Genomic DNA, 18,908 nt, shown 5'->3' on the forward strand with positions numbered 1-18,908 from the left:
ATGCTTCCATAATCCGCGTATGCGGCGCAGAATTGCCAAGATTGACCAGCAGTTTTCCGATCTTTTAGAGGCGTCCGTTTAATCGGGGTAGAACCCCATACAAAATTTCCAAAAATACGCACTTCACTTCTGATCGGTTGATCACGCAGATCAGTGATTTTCGAGCTGCTCACACAAACCTTTCTGCTCATGCGCGTCAGACGCCATATCGGCCAATCAGCATGTCGCCTCGTAACGGCCATGCAGCATATCATCCGCCACAGCGTCCTTTGTCAGCCGCCCTCGTCCGTCAGGCGGCAACTTCTTGCCGATGAAAAAAACGGCATAGGCAAGAACCCGCCCGCCCCCTTCGATTTGATCCAGATCAAATCCATAACCCATTGAATTTCCTTTTGTTTTTTTCGATCCCAATAATTTTTCTGGCACGCTATTTGCTGGATACAGGGTGGGATCCAAAAGGAGATTCACATGCAATTCTTATCCCCAGCCGAGCCGGCATCCAACAAGAAGTTCGCGATGCTGCTCTTTTCTTTCCTTATCTTCGGCATCATCATGATGCTCCCCACGCCTGCGGGCCTCTCGGGCTCCGGCCAGACGGCACTGGCCGTACTGGCCCTGGTCGTCGTCATCTGGGTCAGCGAGTGTGTCTCACCTGCCGCCAGCGCCGTCATTCTCACGGGCACGGCGGTGTTCGGGCTGATCGGCACCACCATGCCTGGTGCTGAAGCCCCCCTGTCCTCAGCCAAGGCGCTCAACCTGATGCTGTCCGGCTTCTCGTCATCAGCCGTCATCCTGGTGGCGATGGCGCTGTTCCTGGCCGTGGCGCTCAAGCACACCGGCCTGGATCGGCGCATCGCCCTGGTCATCATGAATGCAGTCGGCGTCTCGCCTGCCCGTCTGCTGCTGGGTGCCATCCTGGTCGGGTTCGTGCTGGCCCTGTTCATCCCGTCGGCGACCGCCCGCGTCGGTGCCGTCATTCCAATCATGATCGGCATCGTCACCGCGCTCGGCATGCCGATCAACAGCCGGCTGGGCGCTGCGCTGCTGATCGTCACGGCGCAGATCTGCTCGGTCTTCAACATGGGGATCAAGACAGCGGCGGCGCAAAACCTGATCAGCCTGGATTTCATGCAGCAGGCGTTCGGCCATTCGCTGTCATGGGGCGAATGGTTCATCTTTGCGCTGCCATTCACGCTGATCATGAGCGCGGTGCTGTTCGTGCTGACGCTGGTCATCCTGCGCCCCGAAGTCCCCGACCCCGAAGCCGCCCGCATCCGCATCCGCGAGCAGTTGGCCGAACTGGGACCGCTGTCGGCCGCAGAGACCCGCCTCATCATGACCGCCGTCGGCCTGCTCATCCTGTGGTCAACCGAAGGCTGGCTGCATCCGCTGGATACGGCGACCGCCACGCAGTTCGGTATCGCGCTGTTGCTGATGCCCAAGATCGGCGTCATGAACTGGGCCCAGGCCGAAAAACTCGTCCCCTGGGGCACGGTTGTACTGTTCGCTGCCGGTATTTCACTGGGCCTGCTGCTCTCGCGCAGCGGTGCTGCCGACTGGCTGGCCAGCGTCAGCCTCGGCCAACTGGGGCTGGCCGACAAGCCGATCTGGAGCATCATCCTGCTGCTGTCGATCTTCAGCGCCGTACTGCACCTGGGCTTTGCCTCGGCCACCGGCCTGGCCAGCACCCTGATCCCGATCGTCATCGCCTTTGCGCAAACCCTGCCCTATGAAACGCCCATCCTGTTCGGGATTGTCTTCATCCAGAGCATGGTAGTCTCCTTCGGGTTCATCCTGCCGCCCAATGCGCCGCAGAACATGCTCTGCATCGCCACGGGTGCCTTCAGCACGGCACAATTCGCACGAATCGGCCTGGCCACTACCGTCATCGGCCTGCTGCTCGTTACGCTTCTGTCTCTTACCTACTGGCCACTCATCGGGATACTTTGATCATGAACCACTCCATCGGCATTATCGGTTCCGGGCTGGTCGGCTCGGCCGCAGCCTACCTGTTGACACTGCTGCCGGGCGGCGGCGATGTAATCCTGGTCGACATCGACCAGGAGCGTGCCCAGGCAGAGGCCCAGGATATCGCCCATGCTGCAGCCTTCGGCATCGGCTGGCATATCCGGGCCGGCACTTTCGAGGATCTTGCCGGGGCAGATCTCGTCGTCATCACGGCGGGCGTCAGCCTCAAGCCGGGCCAGACACGCCTGGACCTGGCACGGTCCAACACACACATCGTCACATCGATCACTGAACAAATACTGCGCTACGCACCGGACACGCTGCTCCTGCTGGCGACCAACCCTGTGGATGTCATGCCCGCAGTGCTGGTCGAGCGATTCGGCCTGCCCGTCGGGCGCGTCATCGGCACCGGCTGCGCACTCGACAGCGCACGCTTTCGCGAAAGGCTGGCGCGCTACCTCAACGTGGCCGCACCATCTGTCAGTGCCTATGTGCTGGGCGAACATGGCGACTCCGAAGTGCTGCACTGGAGTGCCGTACACGTCGCCGACATTCCGCTGCTGCATTTCGCGCGGTCGATCGGTCGCCCGGTCGATGCCGAAATACGCGACACGATCACCCGCGAGGTTCGCACCGCTGCCTATCGCATCAAGGAAGGCAAGGGCGTGTCGAACTTCGGCATCGGGGGCTGCATCGCCCGACTGGCGCGAGCAATCATGGCCGACGAGCAGGTCGTATTCAGTGTGTCGACCTATCTCGACAATGTGCTGGACGTGGAACGGACCTGCATTTCCCTGCCACACGTCCTCGGTCGAAATGGTGCCTCGCGCCCCATCCTGCCCGAACTTGATGCGGACGAGCGTGCAGCCCTGCAGAGCAGCGCCCGCATCATGCAGCAGGCCATTGCCGCCAGCCTGGCATCCTGAGCCAATGTTCTCGGCCAGGCGAATACAACCTGGCCGAGAACATCAGCGTTTTATCTCATCATGCTCATCTGCGACTGTGACCTGGATGGTCTTGACGCAGTTGAGCCACGTTCTGGTCGATGCGGCCTTGGATCATGCGCAGGGTATCGCGCGTAATCAGCTGTGGATACATATCATCGGCAATGGCAGCAAACCGAAGGGCAACATCACATATATCGTCAATGACCTGGTTTGCCACATCCAGGGACACCTCGGCCTCTTCGGCCAGCCGAAGCATATGCGGGCGTGAAATCGCCAGTGCCTGCCCCACCACGTCCATCTGATGGTACCCACCTGGCCCTTCGCAAAAGGTCACATCGTAGGCAGGCGCGAGTCTCCACCGCCCCTCCTGGGACATGAGATAGGCAAAGTTCTTGGGGTGATCGTCTCGATTGTTGAAAACGACATTGAAAACGGCTCGCTCAAAGGCGACTGCCATCTCTCGCATATCATTGGTACACATCTGCGTCGCCCGCAGAAAGCTCACATAATCCAGGACGCCCGGAGACCGATAATCGGCCCCCGTAAAAGCAGCCAGACTTTGCATGGGTACGCGCAAGCCGTCCTGTCGGTCAAAGCGTTTGCTGGCAAATGCCGCCAGGCCATTGGGCAGACTGAAGTACTCCGTATCCGGCGTCTCGATGTCACACATGCGCAGGCACTGCGCATAGGCCCCTTCAATGGCACATACTTCAGCATGTTCGCCCTGGGCCGGAAACTTGACCAGCCAGGCCTCAAAGCCCGGTGTGACAGCGGTGGTGAAGGCACCACTTTGAGGATCCCGATAAACAAGCGCCTTGGGTCTGGCACCTTGAGGGGAACCACCAACCTGCAACAGCGTTTGCAGGAACTGGCCGCCTTCGCCATGAAACACTTGCTGTACATCGGCGGCCAGTTGAGCCAGCGAAATATGCACCTCAGGTGCCTGCCCTTCGGATGCGACAGGCTCGAATGTCATGGCCCCCATCGCATTGTTGCCAATATAGGCCAGCCGCTCCAATGGCCCGATGCGCGCGGTCGTAAGCCCCCTGCGCCTGAACATGCGATCCATCAGCAACATGCCCCATCCGTCCGGCAACGAATCGTAGACAGGCCCTGGCAAGTTCAACTGATGGCCTGGGAAACCCTGACGCAGTTGGGGACCCGCGAGTGGCAGCAGGTAAGAGGAGAGCTCCAGGCCGCTTTGCCTGGCATCATGGCTGTACTCGAACACGATCTGTGGGCGACCGCTCAGGGCGGTGGTAGAGACCAGCGTGCCCCAATGCCAGCGCTCGCCCCAGCCCTCGTAGTAAACATTAACCTGTTCAGGCATTGCCGGATTTCCGCGTTGACTTTCGTGCAGTACGGTGGCGATTGGCAATACTGTCGTAGCGACGAATGTCTTCGATGCTGTCCAACTTTGGCAGGAACAGACCTTCGAGTTCCTTGGTTCGCCCCAGAACCATCGCCACACGAACGATGTTTTCGAACCCGACATTGCGCCCCGCCTCCAGGTTGGACACCGTATTGGCACCGATGCCGGCACGCCCGGCCAGGTCTGCCTGGGTCATCTCCAGCGCAAGCCGTTCCATGCGCAGGCGCTCGCACAATCGCTTCACGATTTCGCCAGGTTTGCTGAAATTTAAATCCAACATAAAGGACCCTATGCTGATTTATGGCGCTTAATTCACAAAATTATAGAATTAATAAGCAGTATGAGCAAACGAATTACCTGATCAGGGCCACGCTACAATACCCCATGAGCCAGGAAAAATACGCCGTCTGGTATGCAACCGCGACCCGCCACCAGGACATCGCCAATCATTTCATCATGCGCGACGGTACCTGCCGGTTCGAAAGGGATTTTCACCTGGGAAACAGGTTCGTCGATTACGACCATGCCATCGCCATCTGGTATGGCGACCCCTCTGGCGAGCCAGGTGCCCTGCATCGGGATCAAAACAGCCATCTGGAAGCCGGTTTTGATTTTCTGACCACCCGCGTCGCCCGCTTGCTGGAGGACGAAGGCATCGACAGGATCAGCTACCTGTTTGCCCTGCCGGATTTCGACTACTCAGGCAAGGTCGTGAGCAACGGCATGCTTCACTTCGCGGGCCATGTCAGTTGTGATCGGCCCAACAGCGATTGGCTGGATGACATCCTCAACGACATGTAGCTGCCATCTGCCCCCAGGTATCGGCCAGCGGCCCTGACGAGGCCATGCAGAGTGCGTGCAACGGCCCGCCAGCTCACTTCTTTTTGGGTGCCCAGAAAGAATAGTCCTCGACATAGATTTCATTCAGTCGCGTATCCAGGGGAATGTCTTTCAGCTCATCCGCGATTTCATCATACGGATAGGGCAAGGTAAAAGACAGGCCATAATCCTCGTTCACGATCAGCGTGCAATTCAGGATGCGCTGACTGCTTGTCAGACTCACCAGCTCACCCATGCTGATACCGGGGTACAAAACACCCCGATAGCGCCCCCTGTAGCGCTCGTTGCATCCTATCGCACAGATGACGCCATCTTCCTCTGTCGTGACATACAAACTGTCTCCCAGGGAATAATAGTGGAGCACTCTGCCCGTCATTTGCGGATCGGAGACGGAGCGGGAGCGCACCCATTGCGGGTCTCTGAAAACAGGATAGTCAGCGACATTCCTGCCCATGCACAGATTCCCCATGGACTGCCCACTCAGTATTTCTGCGCTGGTATCAATCATCTAAAAAAGCCCCACTCACTTGTCGCTGCGCTCCGGCACTGCCCCCGAGGGGCCCATCGAATAAATCAGGTTGTACAGCATGATCCTCTCGCGATCCGGCACGATCAATCTATCTGCAAGCCCCATACGATCGAAGAAGCCCTCGTCCACCCCGACGCCCCTGTAGGCCAGTGCGGACAGGATGGACGAGAAAAGCGCATCATCTGCCAGATGCCGTTCAAGCGCCAGAATGCTTCTGCCATTACGGCTCAAAACATAGTGGGCATAATTCATCAGAATCATGTTTGAAACCAGCAGGTTGGCCCCCGACTGATGGCCGTCGAAACAACCCGCCAGTGCATCGAACACCGAGCTTCGCGATTGTCGGTATGCCCGCACGAAAACGGCAGGCGACATGAGGTGGCGATAGGTGTCATCCACATCGAAGCCATCGAATGCATCGCCATCCTCGAACAGGAAATCCATCACGGCCAACTGGAACAGACATGCCTCATGCCGGGCCCGACGCTCGCGCCCTGTCTGTGCCGCCTCATGGAAATCCTGGACGAAGTCACGAAAGTCGATGCAGCCCCGCCCTTCGGTCAGGAACATCAGCCGGTTGCCGGACACCTGGAATTTTTCATATGCCTCGTCATCCATGCCCAGTTCAAAGCACAGCATCCTGAAAAAATGATTGATATGAAGCTCGCTGCGATCGATCCCCCCGTTTTTCAGGAACAACAGTTGAAACACGTAGAAAAAGATATGGATATCCTTGTCCAGCCGTTGCCGGTTATCGATCTGGAACAGATGGCCAAAACGGGACAGCATCAATCTGGCCGCATAGCTGTCCGACTCGCTCAAGCCAAGCCTGCGGATCGTCCGATCCGCCATACCTTGCGGGAACAGCTCGAACCATCTCGCCAGGGACTGGAAACCACCTCGATCCTTCCCCACCGAGATCTGGAAAAGGTCCTTTTCATCTTCCCGGTAGACATAGGGAGGAAAGGACGCTTGCCGGCACCTCGGGTTGGTGAAATGTCTGACCTTGTAAAAAAAAGCATCCGCCACCATCATGTGTTCCCGTATGTCTCGCGCACCAGCTCCAGCCAGGCCTGTGCCGCCCCCGACAGGTAGCCGCCACGCCGCCAGGCCATCCCCATGCACCACTCGGTGCCGGGATCGGCCAGCAGCGGCTGGCGAATGGCCGTGCTGCGACGACGCAGCGCCATGCCTCGCGGCAGGAATGCCACGCCCAGGCCTGCCCCCACCAACTCGAGCATGAAATCGATCTGGCTGCTGCGCGCCACCACGTCCGGCTCGAAACCAGCCTGCCGGCAGCCATCCAGGATCATGCGGTGCAAGGTAAAACCACTTTCGAACAGGATGAAAGGGGTACCTTGCAGATCGGCCAGCCGTACGCTGCGCCGGCCGGCCAGCGGATGCGCCGGGGCCAGCAGGGCCACCAGCGGCTCACGACGTACCGGCGTCCACTCGAATTCCGAGCCGGCAGCCTGCAACAGACCTGCAAAATCGATTTCTCCGGCACGCAGGCTGGTCTCCAGTTCATCACTGCCATGCTCGACCAAGCGTACATCGATGCCCGGATAGCGTTGCCGGTACACGCCAAAGAGCGGCGCGAACAGGGTACTGCTGCCTACCGGCGGCAGGCCCAGCCGCAGCACGCCGCGTCGCAGCTGCCGCACTTCGTCCAGTTCAGCCTGCAGGTCGTCGCGATCGGCCAGCAACCTGACGCCGCGCCGGTACACCACCTCGCCAGCCGCCGTCAGTGACTGGCGTCGGCTGGTACGCTCCAGCAGCGGCAGGCCGATCTCGTCTTCCAGTTGGCGCACTGCCTTGCTGACCGTGGACTGGGTGGCAAACACGACCTGGGCCGCCTGCGAAAAGCTGCCCTGCCGGACCACTTCGACAAACGCGCGCAGGGTTCTCAATTCCATGGCCTATTCAGTCCAATAAAGAATATTAACTAGTCAATCAATTCACTTTGATCATACTTCAAAGCGACCTATCATGATCGCCTGCTTCCAGCCTGTCGCCACACACCATGCTTCGCCATTCGTTCCGCCTCATCCATCGCAGCGCCCCGCTACAGCTCGGCATCGTGCTGCTGTTCTGGCTGGCAGGAGAAGGCCTGGTGCGACTGGCCGGACTGCCCCTGCCCGGCGGCATCATCGGGCTGGCACTGCTGCTCCTGCTGCTGGTCACGCGCCGCCTGAGCGTCATCAGCATGCGGCGTGGTGCCGAATGGCTGCTGGCCGACATGCTGCTGTTTTTCGTCCCAGCCGTGCTGGCGGTACTCGACCACCGCGAGCTGTTCGGTCTCATCGGCCTCAAGATCCTGTTCGTGATCCTCTGCAGCACCATCATCGTCATGACCGTCACTGCCCTGGCTGTCGATGCCTGCTACCGCTGGAGCCTGCGCCATGTCCGCGCCGAGCACGATCCCGCTTGAACCCGCCCTGCACGCGCTGCTCTGGTCGGTCGTCACCATCGGTTTCTACTGGATCGCCAAGCACATCTACCGGCGCTGGCCGCGCTGGTGGCTGATGCCGCTGGCGATTACACCGATCCTGATCGCCTCGGTGGTCCTGCTGGTGCACGCCGACTATCGCGAGTACATCCAGGGCACGAAATGGCTGGTCCTGCTGTTGGGCCCCGCCACCGTCGCCTTTGCCATTCCGATCTACGAGCAACGCGCGCTGATCCGACGCCACTGGCCCATCCTGCTGGTCGGGATGGTGGCCGGCAGCATCGCCTCCATCGCTTCCAGTTGGGCGCTGGCGGCCTGGGTCGGACTCGACGACACCCTGCAACTGAGCCTGCTGCCGCGCTCGATCAGCACGCCCTTTGCCATGGAGGTATCCGGCGACATCGGCGGCATTCCTGACCTGACAGCCGTGTTCGTGGTCATGACCGGCATCGCCGGCGCAGTGCTGGGGGACCTGATCCTGGCACGCGTCCCCATCATTTCTTCGCTGGCACGCGGTGCGCTGTTCGGTGTTGGCGCGCATGGCGCAGGCACGGCCCGTGCGCACCAGATCGGCTCGACCGAAGGTGCGGTTGCAGGTCTGGTCATGGTGCTGGTGGGTGTGCTGAATGTGCTGGCGGCACCACTGGTAGCGCATCTGTTGCGCTGACGGTAAACGGCAGCAGCGAAAGACAGCACTCAGACAACATCGCCAAGGCAGCGTGCCAGCCACTGGGAAAAAACCTGTACCCGCGCCGACAATTGCCGGTTCTGCGGATACAGCACCGATACCGGCATGTCGGGCGGCGGGCAGGACGCCAGCACCTGCACCAGCCGCCCCTGATCCAGATCCTGCGCAATACGGTAGCGCGGTACCTGGACCAGCCCCAGCCCGGCCAGCGCCGCGCCTGTATACAGATCGGCCCCCGTCACTGACACCCGCGCACGCAACGGCTTGCTCGCCACGCCATCATCGGTGCAGAAATCGAGGAACATCGGCCGGCCCGTGGCGCTGGACACATAATCCACGGCAAAGTGCTGGTCGAGATCCTCCAGACTGACAGGTACGCCATGGCGAGCCAGGTAGCCGGGACTGGCAACCGTCACCTGTTCCAGACGCGCGACCTGCCTGACAATCAGGCTGGAGTCCTGCAACACACCTGCCCGCAGGACGCAATCCACGCCCTCGCGCACCAGATCGACCAGTCGGTCATCCTCATCCACATGCAGGACCACATCCGGATACCGATCCAGAAACTCACCCAGCACCGGCATCACGAAATGCCGGGCCAGCGTCCCCTGCAGATTGACGCGCAACAGCCCCCTGGGGGCAGCTTGCCGGAACGTATTTTCTGTTTCTTCGAGGTCTTCGAGCAGCCTGACACAGCGTCGATAATAGGCCTCCCCTTCATGGGTCAGTCTGACTTGCCGCGTCGTGCGCTCCAGCAGACGCGCACCGATGCGGGCCTCCAGGCGACGGATCAGGTTGGAGACCGTGGCCCTGGGGATGCGCAGGTCATCCGCAGCCTGGGAAAAGCTGCAGCGCTCGGCAACACGCACGAAGACCTGCATTTCCTGGAAGCGATCCATCCGGCTGTTCCACTATTATTAATCCAGATGGAATTGTATTGCCAAAAAATGCCAGATTATCTACACAGGAAAAACATCCAGAATAGGCGATGCTGTTTTCACATCATCCTGTCTCGCGACTACAGAGAGCCTGACCATGACACACCCTCTTTCACGCATTGCCCTGATCACCGGAGCCTCACGCGGCATCGGTGCCGAGCTTGCCCGCCGTCTGTCACGCGACGGCTTTGCCGTTGCCATCAACTATGCTACCCGCTCAACCGACGCACAGGCGCTGGTGGCTGAAATCGAACAGGCAGGCGGCACAGCCATCTCCGTCCAGGCTGATGTATCCCGCGCGGATGAGGTGACCCGACTGTTTGACGAAGTCGAAAAACGCCTGGGCAGGATTGCCATCCTGGTCAACAATGCCGGCATACTTCAGACATCGGCCCTCGCCGATACCAGCGACGCGCTGTTTGCCCGCCACTTTGCCATCAATGTGCAGGGTGTCTTCAATACCCTGCGCGAAGCCGCCCATCGTCTCGAGACAGGTGGCCGCATCATCAATCTGTCCACCACGGCCCTGGCGCTGAACCTGCCGGGCTACGGGATTTACAACGGCACCAAGGCCGCTGTCGAAGCCTTTACCCGCGTGTTCGCCAAGGAACTGCGTGGCCGCGACATCACCGTCAATGCCGTGGCACCGGGCCCGGTCGCCACCGAACTGTTCATGCAGGGCAAGACCGATGAACAGATCCAGGCCTTTGCAAAGATGCCTCCACTGGAACGCCTGGGCCAGCCCGAAGACATTGCCCACATCGTCGCGTTTCTGGCCGGCCCGGAGAGTGCCTGGGTCAATGGCCAGGTATTGCGTGCAAATGGAGGCCTGGCCTGATCGGCGGCGACCGCAACGCCTCCGGTGCCAGCAGATGCTCCAGCACCTGCCCTTCCAGGCCGGCACAGGCCGGATCACCGCGACCACGCGGACGCGCCAGGCCGACGGCCAGGTCAAGCGCAATCGCACCCTGCTCGATCAGCACGATCCGGTCGGCCAGCGCCACCGCCTCGGCGACATCGTGGGTGACCAGCACCGCCGTGAAGCGATGTTCTCGCCACAGGTTTTCGATCAGTTGCTGCATCTCGATGCGCGTCAGCGCATCCAGCGCACCCAGGGGCTCATCCAGCAGCAGCAGGCGTGGCCGATGCGCCAACGCCCGTGCCAGGGCCACGCGCTGGCGCTGCCCTCCTGACAGCACGCGCGGCCATTCGTCGGCCCGATCCGCCAGCCCCACCTGCGCCAGTGCCTCGCGCGCCTGCGCGCGCCGCTGCGTCCGTGAGCCGGGCAAGCCAAGCGCCACGTTGTCGATAACCTTCTGCCAGGGCAGCAGACGCGCATCCTGGTACATGATGCGCACATCAGGTGCCGCCAGTGCCGGAGCATGATCATCCAGCGCAATCCGACCGCCGCTGGCCTGATCCAGGCCGGACAGGAGCCGCAGCAGCGTACTCTTGCCGCAACCGCTACGCCCTACGATCGCCACGAACTGCCCCGGCGCAATGTCCAAGTCGATGCCATGCAGCACCGGGCGCTCGCCAAAACGGCGCGACACGCCTCGTACGCTCACTGCCAGGCCGTCAGAAATCGATGCCGTATCGTCATGCAACGGCACGGCGGCGGTCTGCCGCTGGGCCTCATAATTATTGGATCGTGCCATGATGTTCATCCCTATCAGGTCAGGCAGGCAGGAATCCGGTATTCCAGCGCAGCAGGCGGCGCTCCAGCCAGCGGGCGGCGGTGTCGGCCAGCTTGCCCAGCACGGCATAGAGCAGAATCGCCAGCACCACGATGTCGGTCTGCATGAACTCGCGTGCCGTCATGGCCATGTAGCCAATGCCGCTGGTCGCCGAAATGGTCTCTGCCACGATGAGCGTCAGCCACATGAAACCCAGCGCATAGCGCACTCCCACCAGGATACTCGGCATGGCCCCGGGCAGGATCACCTGCCGGAACAGTTGCCAGTTCGACAGTCCATAGGAACGCCCCATCTCGACCAGGCCCGCATCCACCGAGCGAATGCCGTGAAAAGTATTCAGGTAGATCGGAAACAACGTGCCCAGCGCCACCAGGAACAGCTTGCCGCCCTCGTCGATGCCGAACCAGAGGATCACCAGGGGAATCATCGCCAGGTGCGGCACATTGCGGATCATCTGGATCGAGGTATCGAAAAGCCGTTCAAAAATACCAAAGCCGCCGTTGAGCAGGCCGAAAGCCAGTCCGATAATGCCGCCGATCAGGAACCCGGTCAGCGCACGGACGAAACTGGCCCACAGGTGCCGGAACAATTCACCGGTCTGCACCAGCGTCCAGCCGGCTTCCAGCACGGCCGCCGGGGAGGGTGCCACACGGGTGGACAGCCAGCCCGCCGAGGCCGCGACCTGCCACAGCAGCAACAGGATGATGGGCACCAGCCAGGGCAGCAGCGTCCCCGCCGCCCGTCGCAGGACTGCCGCAGCACGCTGCCACGCGGCAGGGCCGCGACCGACACCGGCGATAACTGGATCACCGTGCCCCGGCACGGCAGTCAGGCTTTGCTCATTGGACATGACGGCTTCCTGACACTCAGGGCCGCCAGACCACGCTGGCAACATCCAGCGGGCGGGGGATCAGCTTCTGCCCGGAAAAGGCATCGGCAATGGCCTGCTGGTTCCGGATCACGGCATCATCCAGGTACTGCACGCCGTAGCCATAGTTCTGCAGGGCCGTGCGCGTGATGTCCTTGCTGAGACCGATCTGTGGTGCCAGGATCTCGGCCGCCTCATCGAAATGTGCCAGCGTCCAGTCATCGGACACCTTGACCTCCTCGATGGCCCACGTGAGCACTTCGGGGTGCGCCTTGGCATATTTGCCGGTCGACAGATAGAAGTTGTAGTTGTGCACCAGCCCCTCGCCACTTTCCAGCACATGGGCATCGACCTGTCCGATGGCGGCCTGGGCAAACGGATCCCAGATGATCCAGGCATCGATCGAACCATTCTCGAAGGCCGCCCGCGCATCGGCAGGCGGCAGGTAGATCACGTTCACATCGCTGTACTGCAGGCCTTCACGCTCCAGCAGGCGCAGCAGCAGATAATGCACGTTCGAGCCCCGGTTGAGTGCAATGCGCTTGCCCTTGAGTTCGGAGAAAGCACGGATGGGAGAATCTTTCTGAACCAGTACTTTTTCGGCCCTGGGTGCGGGCGGCTCGTTGGCCACATACACCAGGTCGGCACCGGCTGCCTGTGCAAATACAGGCGGCGTCTCGCCCACGCAGGCAAAATCGATACTGCCGACATTCAGCCCTTCCAGCATCTGAGGCCCGGCAGTGAACTCGATCCAGCGCACGGTCACACCTTCCCTGGCGAGCCGCTCGTCCAGATTGCCGCGTGCCTTGAGAATGGCCAGGTTGGAACCTTTCTGCCAGCCGACGCGAAATTCCCTGGCCTGAGTCTGCTGCGCCCAGGCCAGGGAGGCGGTGGCCGCCGTACCGCCCCAGGCGGCCAGCGCGCCGATCAGTTGTATGGATTTCCTGCGACCGGGATGAAATGTGCGGGACATGCTCAGGCTCTTTCGTCATGGATGAAGAGAACCATCCTAGCAACCGGCCCCGCACACATGCCAATACCCATTTCTGCATTGCTTATGGATTCTGGCGCTAAGGAGTCCAGATCATGAGGCCCGCACGCGGCGTCATATAGACGCCGGCACGGATGCGAGCATGCCGGCGATCAGAACTGGATCGTTGCCGACAACCAGAAACGGCGGCCTTCCTGGTTGTTGATATAACGGTTGCTGTAGCCGGTGCCGCCAGAGGCCGTGCGATAAGGCTGGTAGTCGATGAAATCCTTGTCGAACAGGTTGTAGATGCCGGCATTGAGCGTCACGTCCTTGTTGACACGATAGGCTCCACCGACATGGAACAGGGCATAGCTCTTGTAATTGCCCAGTTGATCGCGAATGGCATCGTCGGAGCGATAGCGCGAACTGCGGACCTCGGTACGCATCCAGGCGCTCCAGGTATCGTTCGGCACCCAGTCCAGCTTGGCGTTGAACATGTGGCGTGGCGTATTGGTCAATGGCGCGCCCTCGTTCGCACCGCTTTTCTGCTTGCTGCTGGTATAGGTATAGTTGCCTGACACGGCCCAGGCATCGTTCATTTGCCAGCGTGTGCTGAACTCGACACCGCGGGTCACGGCCTTGTCCACGTTGATGCTCTGTCCGTAAGTATCCTGCGCCGGAAAATAGCCGAAGTCCACGCAACCGGGACGATTGGGATCACCGGCAAAGGAGCAGTTGGGCACCCCGGGACCGGAAGCGATCTTGTCCTTGAAATCATTGTTGAACAGCGTCAGCGTGGAGGTGAACCCATCCAGGCTGTCATAGAGCACGCCCACCTCGGTGCTGAGGCTCTTCTCGGGCTTGAGCGTGGGCGTACCGATCAGCGGAAAGCGCCCCTGGCCGCCAAAGCCGATGATGCCGTCGGCCAATTGATCGAGGCGCGGCGTCTTGTAGCCAGCGCTGACCCCGCCCTTGAACGTCCAGTTCGGCGTGCTGGTCCAGACGATATAGCCACGCGGGCTGGTATGGCCGCCGAAGGCATCGTGATGGTCGTAGCGCACCCCGGCAGTCAGGGCCAGGTCATGGATCGGCCGATATTCGTTTTCCACGAACAGCGCCCACTGCTCGTACTTGAAGTCGTTGGTCGCCACGGCATCGGTCATCTTGCCGTCCTGCCACTGTCCGCCCACGGTCAGCAGATGCTCGCCCCACGAGGTATCGATCGGCAGGATCAGCTTGCTGTCGAGAATGGTGGTCTTGATCTCCAGCGTGCGGTCGGAACCGGGTGCCTTGCCCGGTACGCCCCTGGGAATGGTCCGTCCCAGCGTTTCCGTTTCGTTGCGGCTCAGGACCGACTCGATCGTGCCAAAGCCGAGTCGGCCGGTATGGGACAGGCTGTACTGGTGCCGATTGAAGCGCTGCGTATCGGTATAACCGCCATACGTGCCCAGCGCGGGATTGTCGACGGTACCGACATAGCGTGCGCTGTCGCTGTTGTCGTATTTCTGGCGTTGTGAGTCGATATCCAGCACGATGTCGTGATCCGCATTGGGCGTCAGCGAAAACTTGGCACCCACGCTGGTATTGGTATATTTGACCGGATTGGCTCCCATGACCGGAACGGCATCGGCACCCGTCGCCACCGGATAACTGATATCCGAAGCCCCACGGTGGAAAATGCTGCCGCGCAGCGCCACGCCCAATACATCCTGCTTGATGGGGCCGCTGACGTAGACATTGGCATCCTGGTTGTGACCAAAGCGGTTGTCGGTCTGCAGGGTACTGCCCAGTGTCAGGGAGCCGCCCCACTCGGGCGACACTTTCTTGGTGATGATGTTGACCACACCGCCCATGGCGTCCGAGCCATACAGTGTGGACATCGGCCCGCGGATCACTTCGATCCGCTCGATGGCGGAAAGCGGCGGGATGAAGCTGGTCGAGGTTTCGCCAAAGCCGTTCGGCGTGACATTGCCCGCCACATTCTGGCGCCGTCCATCAATCATGATCAACGTGTAATCGGCAGGCATGCCACGAATGCTGATGTTGAGGCCCCCCGTCTTGCCAGCCGAATCGCCGATATCCACCCCTTCGATATCGCCAATGGCCTCGGCAATGCTGGAGAAATCCTTGCTGGCCAGTTCCTCGTGCGTGATCACGGAAATGCTGGCCGGGGCCTGCTTGATATCCTGCTCGAAGCCAGCAGCCGAAATCACGATGGTATCAAGACTGTCTACGGCGGTTCGTGTCTGCGCCTGCGCAGGCAGGCTGCCAATCGCAAAGGCGCCGGACAATGCCAACGCCAGTCTGGTAGGTTGATGCATATGCACTCCAGAATAAGCGCGCCGCATCAGTCCTGCGGCGCTGGGTCCAGAGGCATCCTATCCAGCAAATGAAAATTGTTAGTATTGCTATTGACAAACAATAGGGAAATACAGTTTTATTAAGGATTCTTAAGTTTTGCCGATTGCATCCATGCAACGTCGCTCCATACCCCAATTCCGTACCGGCCTGCCACAAGGTGGCCTGAAGCATCATGAAATCGATTGAAGTTCTCGCCGTTGCCCACAAGGATCTGCTGGGCGAAATCACGCCCGCCATTGCCGCTGCCGGCATCACCACCCTTCACTTGGCTACCGGCATCGATTCGGCGCTGCACAAGAGCACGACCATCCAGCCCGGCCTGGCTCTCATCGATACGTCTTTTTCTGCCGATACGGTCGGGCAGGTACTGCACGTACTGTCACAGGCCTCGTCACGCTGTCCGATCATGCTGCTGGGCACGCCCCATACCGCAGCCGATGCGGCCCGGTACTATGGGCGCTACCTGCGCACCACGCAGTTGCGAGCCGTGCCCGCGCCGATCGATGCCCACTATCTCGGGCTGCAGATCATCCAGATTCTCGAACCGGGCTTGTATGGTCGGCGCCAGATCGCCGGCATGCTCGAATGCGGTGACCTGCGACTGGACATGGATGCCTCGGTGGCCATGCTGGAAGATCGCACCGCCTACCTGACCGCAGCCGAAATGAACCTGCTGGGCATGCTGATGCGCCAGTCCGGCAATCTGGTCAGTCGTGAGCAATTGCGGGCCGGATCGCTGGCAGGCGATGCTGCCCCCAAGGATCGCAGCCTGGATACGCACATGAGCAATCTGCGGCGCAAGCTGGGCCTGCCGAGCGGCCGCCATGCGGGCAAGCCGCAGATCCGGAGCTTCAGGGGCCGGGGTTATGCCCTGGTCGGATATTGCATGGCCATGCTGGGCATGCTGCCCACCTTGGCCAGCGCAATCGAGTAGCGCTGGCCGTGCCCGGGTCCGTCAGCGCATCAGCGCCCACAGCAGCACAGCCAGCCCCAGCGCCAGCACACCGGCCAGCGTGGCTGTCCAGCGGTTGCCCTGCTCCTGGGCGCGGCGCAGCCGGCGCAACTCATCCATCAACTCGGGGCCATAGTCAGGCCGCTTGAGGCGCTCATGCGCCAGACGAGGCAGTTCGGGCAGGAACTGAGCCCATTGCGAAGCCTCCTGCTTGAGCTTGCTGCGCAGGCCCGCCAGACCCATGCGCTGGTGCATCCACTTTTCCAGGAACGGCTTGGCCGTGCGCCACAGGTCCAGGTCGGGGTCGAGTTCGCGCCCCATGCCTTCGACATTGAGCAGCGTTTTTTGCAGCAGCACCAGTTGCGGCTGGATCTCGACATTGAAGCGCCGCGAAGTCTGGAACAGCCGCAACAGTACCTGTCCCAGTGAAATCTCGGACAGTGGCCGGTCGAAGTACGGTTCGCACACGGCGCGTACAGCCCCCTCCAGTTCCTCTTCGCGGGTATCGGCAGGCACCCAGCCCGACTCGATGTGCAACTGGGCCACACGCCGATAGTCACGCCGGAAAAACGCCAGGAAGTTCTGCGCCAGATAGTTCTTGTCGAACTCGGACAGCGAGCCCACGATGCCGAAGTCCAGGGCAATATAGCGCCCCAGCGTGGCGGGTTCATCCGACACATAGATATTGCCTGGGTGCATGTCAGCATGGAAAAAGCCGTCGCTGAACACCTGGGTAAAGAAAATCTCGACACCGGTCTGTGCCAGGCGGGGGATATCCACGCCGGCGGCACGCAGCCGGTCGATCTGGCTGACCTGAATGCCGCGCATGCGCTGCATCGTGAAGACATTACGCGAAGTGAATTCCCACACAACTTCCGGCACCATGAGCAGTTCGCCGCGCGCCGAACCCGGCTCGAAATTGCGCCGCAACTGGCTGCAGTTGGCAGCCTCTTTCTGGAGATCCAGCTCATCGTGCAGGTATTTGTCGAACTCATCGACCACCTCACGCGGACGCAGGCGCTTGCCATCTGGGATCCGCTCGACCAGCCGGGCCATGACGTCCATCAGCCGCAGGTCGTTTTCGATCACGTCCAGCATGCGCGGACGCAATATCTTGACGGCCACCTCGCGACCATCGTGCAACACGGCAAAGTGCACCTGGGCCACGGAGGCCGACGCCACCGGCTCGCGCTCGAAATGGGCGAACAGTACCTCCGGCGGCTGCCCGAAAGAAGCCTCGATGAAAGCCGCAGCCTGTTCTGACGGAAACGGCGGCACACGATCCTGCAGCGAAGCCAGCTCGTGGGCAATATCATGCGGCACGATATCCGGCCGGGTCGAGAGCACCTGGCCGAACTTGACGAATACCGGCCCCAGCTCTTCCAGTGCCTTGCGCAGACGCACGCCACGCGACAGCCTGGGCTTGCGCCCCAATCTGACCAGCCGCAGCAACCGGGTCGCAAGCGGGCTGCGGATACTGGAGAGAACCAACTCATCGAGCTGATAGCGGAAAACGACCAGGGCAATCTTGAGCAGGCGCCCCAGGCTGCTGAATATCCTCATGCCTGCCGCTCCAGCCGGGCAACCCGCGCCTGCGTGCGGCGCAGGTCTTCACCCAGCAGCCGGATATCCTGTTCAAAGCGTGCCTGTACGGCACGACCAGCCACCATGGGCTGCTCCTCGCTGACATATTCGGCAACGTTACTGGCCAGGCGACCGAACAAGGTGCGCAGGCCCTGCGCCGCGCCACGCGCGGTGCGGTAGATCTGCGCACCCGCTGCATCGCCAAAGCGGCGGGCCAGTTCTTCCTCGACATCCCAGCGCAGATGACGCGCCAGTTCGGCTACGACCTGCGCCAGCGCAGCTTCGCCCTCGATGCGCATGGCCTCCATGAGGGCCGCCTCCGGCTCGCCGGCCTTGCGGACATCGATCTTGGCAGGCGTGATCTGCAGCCTGACATCGGCGCTGTCCTGTGTCTCGGCGCGAGCCAGCGTTCCGCCCGCCTCGATGGACAGGGCCAGTACGATACGGCCGACCTCGACCTGCACCGTCTTGCCGTGGTGCGGAGCCAGCCGCTGCGCCGCCCAGGCCTCGCGAGCCAGCAGGGCATTGAGCGTCCTGACGATCAGGGCGGAAGGAGGAGGTGGAATGAGATGGGAAAGCATGACGGCGCCAGCCTATGTGTCTGATTGTCTAGTCAATCGGGGGTCAGACCGCAAGTTTACCGGACTACTGGATGCCAGGACGCTCGCCATCAAGTAAAAGGGCGAACCATACGGCCCGCCCTTGCGATACGACAAACTTTTTCCGGAGCCACCCATGGCAG

General features: G+C 61.1%; 21 protein-coding genes. 7 read left to right on the forward strand and 14 right to left on the reverse strand.

Annotation, left to right across the window (positions count from 1 at the left end; genetic code table 11):
- Together ABN482_RS05765 and ABN482_RS05770 are read right to left on the reverse strand one after the other, a co-directional pair.
- A partial coding sequence (locus ABN482_RS05765; protein WP_349503095.1) for a hypothetical protein occupies window positions 1-191 on the reverse strand: 191 nt, incomplete at its 3' end.
- Window positions 192-216: 25 nt separating this feature from the next.
- Complete coding sequence (locus ABN482_RS05770) at window positions 217-468, reverse strand: hypothetical protein (RefSeq protein ID WP_349503096.1); 252 nt, start codon at window positions 466-468, stop codon at window positions 217-219.
- Here ABN482_RS05770 and ABN482_RS05775 point away from each other — a divergent pair, their 5' ends adjacent.
- Complete coding sequence (locus ABN482_RS05775) at window positions 469-1,950, forward strand: SLC13 family permease (RefSeq protein ID WP_349503097.1); 1,482 nt, start codon at window positions 469-471, stop codon at window positions 1,948-1,950.
- A gap of 2 nt (window positions 1,951-1,952) precedes the next feature.
- A complete protein-coding gene (locus tag ABN482_RS05780; protein WP_349503098.1) occupies window positions 1,953-2,894 on the forward strand; it encodes a lactate/malate family dehydrogenase in 942 nt (313 codons plus the stop codon).
- A 64-nt stretch (window positions 2,895-2,958) separates the two neighbouring features.
- Here the strand turns inward: ABN482_RS05780 and ABN482_RS05785 are convergent, their stop codons facing one another.
- Both ABN482_RS05785 and ABN482_RS05790 read right to left on the reverse strand, forming a co-directional pair.
- Window positions 2,959-4,245: a type II toxin-antitoxin system HipA family toxin gene (locus tag ABN482_RS05785; protein ID WP_349503099.1), complete on the reverse strand. Its 1,287-nt coding sequence runs from the start codon at window positions 4,243-4,245 to the stop codon at window positions 2,959-2,961.
- Window positions 4,238-4,567 carry a helix-turn-helix transcriptional regulator gene (locus ABN482_RS05790; RefSeq protein ID WP_502877244.1) on the reverse strand — a complete coding sequence of 110 codons (330 nt, stop codon included), beginning with the start codon at window positions 4,565-4,567 and terminating at the stop codon, window positions 4,238-4,240. Before ABN482_RS05790 ends, ABN482_RS05785 begins: the two co-directional genes overlap by 8 nt.
- A gap of 104 nt (window positions 4,568-4,671) precedes the next feature.
- Here ABN482_RS05790 and ABN482_RS05795 point away from each other — a divergent pair, with 104 nt between their 5' ends.
- On the forward strand, window positions 4,672-5,088 hold the full coding sequence (locus ABN482_RS05795) for a hypothetical protein (RefSeq protein ID WP_349503100.1): 417 nt from the start codon (window positions 4,672-4,674) through the stop codon (window positions 5,086-5,088).
- A 73-nt stretch (window positions 5,089-5,161) separates the two neighbouring features.
- Here ABN482_RS05795 and ABN482_RS05800 read toward each other — a convergent pair whose 3' ends face one another.
- The 3 genes from ABN482_RS05800 to ABN482_RS05810 form a co-directional block, all read right to left on the reverse strand.
- A complete protein-coding gene (locus ABN482_RS05800) occupies window positions 5,162-5,635 on the reverse strand; it encodes a hypothetical protein (protein WP_349503101.1) in 474 nt (157 codons plus the stop codon).
- A 15-nt stretch (window positions 5,636-5,650) separates the two neighbouring features.
- Entirely contained in the window at window positions 5,651-6,571 is a 921-nt protein-coding gene (locus ABN482_RS05805; protein WP_349503102.1) for a hypothetical protein, read from the reverse strand.
- 116 nt (window positions 6,572-6,687) lie between these two features.
- Window positions 6,688-7,572 (reverse strand): LysR family transcriptional regulator, encoded by an 885-nt coding sequence (locus ABN482_RS05810; protein WP_349503103.1) that lies wholly within the window; start codon window positions 7,570-7,572, stop codon window positions 6,688-6,690.
- Window positions 7,573-7,679: 107 nt separating this feature from the next.
- Here ABN482_RS05810 and ABN482_RS05815 point away from each other — a divergent pair, with 107 nt between their 5' ends.
- Both ABN482_RS05815 and ABN482_RS05820 read left to right on the forward strand, forming a co-directional pair.
- On the forward strand, window positions 7,680-8,087 hold the full coding sequence (locus ABN482_RS05815) for a CidA/LrgA family protein (protein ID WP_143858939.1): 408 nt from the start codon (window positions 7,680-7,682) through the stop codon (window positions 8,085-8,087).
- A complete protein-coding gene (locus ABN482_RS05820; protein ID WP_349503104.1) occupies window positions 8,059-8,772 on the forward strand; it encodes an LrgB family protein in 714 nt (237 codons plus the stop codon). Before ABN482_RS05815 ends, ABN482_RS05820 begins: the two co-directional genes overlap by 29 nt.
- 29 nt (window positions 8,773-8,801) lie before the next feature.
- On the opposite strand, the gene ABN482_RS05825 is transcribed toward ABN482_RS05820, so the two are convergent.
- A complete protein-coding gene (locus ABN482_RS05825; RefSeq protein WP_349503105.1) occupies window positions 8,802-9,692 on the reverse strand; it encodes a LysR family transcriptional regulator in 891 nt (296 codons plus the stop codon).
- Between the two features lie 136 nt (window positions 9,693-9,828).
- Between ABN482_RS05825 and ABN482_RS05830 the strand changes: the two genes are divergently transcribed.
- Window positions 9,829-10,569, forward strand: a complete 741-nt coding sequence (locus ABN482_RS05830) for an SDR family oxidoreductase (protein WP_349503106.1) — start codon at window positions 9,829-9,831, stop codon at window positions 10,567-10,569.
- Here the strand turns inward: ABN482_RS05830 and ABN482_RS05835 are convergent.
- The 4 genes from ABN482_RS05835 to ABN482_RS05850 form a co-directional block, all read right to left on the reverse strand.
- Window positions 10,529-11,389 carry an ATP-binding cassette domain-containing protein gene (locus ABN482_RS05835; protein ID WP_349503107.1) on the reverse strand — a complete coding sequence of 287 codons (861 nt, stop codon included), beginning with the start codon at window positions 11,387-11,389 and terminating at the stop codon, window positions 10,529-10,531. The two genes, ABN482_RS05830 and ABN482_RS05835, sit on opposite strands and share 41 nt — an antisense overlap.
- A 19-nt stretch (window positions 11,390-11,408) precedes the next feature.
- Window positions 11,409-12,278, reverse strand: a complete 870-nt coding sequence (gene ssuC, locus ABN482_RS05840) for an aliphatic sulfonate ABC transporter permease SsuC (protein WP_349503108.1) — start codon at window positions 12,276-12,278, stop codon at window positions 11,409-11,411.
- Between the two features lie 16 nt (window positions 12,279-12,294).
- Window positions 12,295-13,269, reverse strand: coding sequence for an aliphatic sulfonate ABC transporter substrate-binding protein (locus tag ABN482_RS05845; RefSeq protein ID WP_349503109.1), 975 nt, complete (start codon window positions 13,267-13,269; stop codon window positions 12,295-12,297).
- A gap of 170 nt (window positions 13,270-13,439) precedes the next feature.
- On the reverse strand, window positions 13,440-15,590 hold the full coding sequence (locus tag ABN482_RS05850) for a TonB-dependent receptor domain-containing protein (RefSeq protein ID WP_349503110.1): 2,151 nt from the start codon (window positions 15,588-15,590) through the stop codon (window positions 13,440-13,442).
- Between the two features lie 212 nt (window positions 15,591-15,802).
- Here ABN482_RS05850 and ABN482_RS05855 point away from each other — a divergent pair, with 212 nt between their 5' ends.
- Window positions 15,803-16,564, forward strand: a complete 762-nt coding sequence (locus ABN482_RS05855) for a winged helix-turn-helix transcriptional regulator (protein WP_349503111.1) — start codon at window positions 15,803-15,805, stop codon at window positions 16,562-16,564.
- Between the two features lie 21 nt (window positions 16,565-16,585).
- On the opposite strand, the gene ubiB is transcribed toward ABN482_RS05855, so the two are convergent.
- Window positions 16,586-18,145, reverse strand: a complete 1,560-nt coding sequence (gene ubiB, locus ABN482_RS05860) for a ubiquinone biosynthesis regulatory protein kinase UbiB (RefSeq protein WP_349503112.1) — start codon at window positions 18,143-18,145, stop codon at window positions 16,586-16,588.
- Window positions 18,142-18,747: a ubiquinone biosynthesis accessory factor UbiJ gene (locus ABN482_RS05865; protein WP_349503113.1), complete on the reverse strand. Its 606-nt coding sequence runs from the start codon at window positions 18,745-18,747 to the stop codon at window positions 18,142-18,144. The genes ubiB and ABN482_RS05865 overlap by 4 nt, the downstream gene beginning before the upstream one ends.
- Window positions 18,748-18,908 lie beyond the last annotated feature (161 nt).

This window comes from Corticimicrobacter sp. (assembly GCF_040137905.1).
GTDB lineage: Bacteria > Pseudomonadota > Gammaproteobacteria > Burkholderiales > Burkholderiaceae_B > Corticimicrobacter.

Excerpts from the sequence above, each read along its gene's own strand:
- ABN482_RS05775 (WP_349503097.1), top strand. The coding sequence starts at position 469 with ATGCAATTCTTATCCCCAGCCGAGCCGGCATCCAACAAGAAGTTCGCG.
- ABN482_RS05855 (WP_349503111.1), top strand. The coding sequence starts at position 15,803 with ATGAAATCGATTGAAGTTCTCGCCGTTGCCCACAAGGATCTGCTGGGC.
- ABN482_RS05835 (WP_349503107.1), bottom strand. The coding sequence starts at position 11,389 with ATGGCACGATCCAATAATTATGAGGCCCAGCGGCAGACCGCCGCCGTG.
- ABN482_RS05830 (WP_349503106.1), top strand. The coding sequence starts at position 9,829 with ATGACACACCCTCTTTCACGCATTGCCCTGATCACCGGAGCCTCACGC.
- ABN482_RS05780 (WP_349503098.1), top strand. The coding sequence starts at position 1,953 with ATGAACCACTCCATCGGCATTATCGGTTCCGGGCTGGTCGGCTCGGCC.
- ABN482_RS05825 (WP_349503105.1), bottom strand. The coding sequence starts at position 9,692 with ATGGATCGCTTCCAGGAAATGCAGGTCTTCGTGCGTGTTGCCGAGCGC.
- ssuC (WP_349503108.1), bottom strand. The coding sequence starts at position 12,278 with ATGTCCAATGAGCAAAGCCTGACTGCCGTGCCGGGGCACGGTGATCCA.
- ABN482_RS05815 (WP_143858939.1), top strand. The coding sequence starts at position 7,680 with ATGCTTCGCCATTCGTTCCGCCTCATCCATCGCAGCGCCCCGCTACAG.
- ABN482_RS05795 (WP_349503100.1), top strand. The coding sequence starts at position 4,672 with ATGAGCCAGGAAAAATACGCCGTCTGGTATGCAACCGCGACCCGCCAC.
- ABN482_RS05800 (WP_349503101.1), bottom strand. The coding sequence starts at position 5,635 with ATGATTGATACCAGCGCAGAAATACTGAGTGGGCAGTCCATGGGGAAT.
- ABN482_RS05820 (WP_349503104.1), top strand. The coding sequence starts at position 8,059 with ATGTCCGCGCCGAGCACGATCCCGCTTGAACCCGCCCTGCACGCGCTG.
- ABN482_RS05865 (WP_349503113.1), bottom strand. The coding sequence starts at position 18,747 with ATGCTTTCCCATCTCATTCCACCTCCTCCTTCCGCCCTGATCGTCAGG.
- ABN482_RS05790 (WP_502877244.1), bottom strand. The coding sequence starts at position 4,567 with ATGTTGGATTTAAATTTCAGCAAACCTGGCGAAATCGTGAAGCGATTG.
- ABN482_RS05810 (WP_349503103.1), bottom strand. The coding sequence starts at position 7,572 with ATGGAATTGAGAACCCTGCGCGCGTTTGTCGAAGTGGTCCGGCAGGGC.
- ubiB (WP_349503112.1), bottom strand. The coding sequence starts at position 18,145 with ATGAGGATATTCAGCAGCCTGGGGCGCCTGCTCAAGATTGCCCTGGTC.
- ABN482_RS05850 (WP_349503110.1), bottom strand. The coding sequence starts at position 15,590 with ATGCATCAACCTACCAGACTGGCGTTGGCATTGTCCGGCGCCTTTGCG.
- ABN482_RS05785 (WP_349503099.1), bottom strand. The coding sequence starts at position 4,245 with ATGCCTGAACAGGTTAATGTTTACTACGAGGGCTGGGGCGAGCGCTGG.
- ABN482_RS05845 (WP_349503109.1), bottom strand. The coding sequence starts at position 13,269 with ATGTCCCGCACATTTCATCCCGGTCGCAGGAAATCCATACAACTGATC.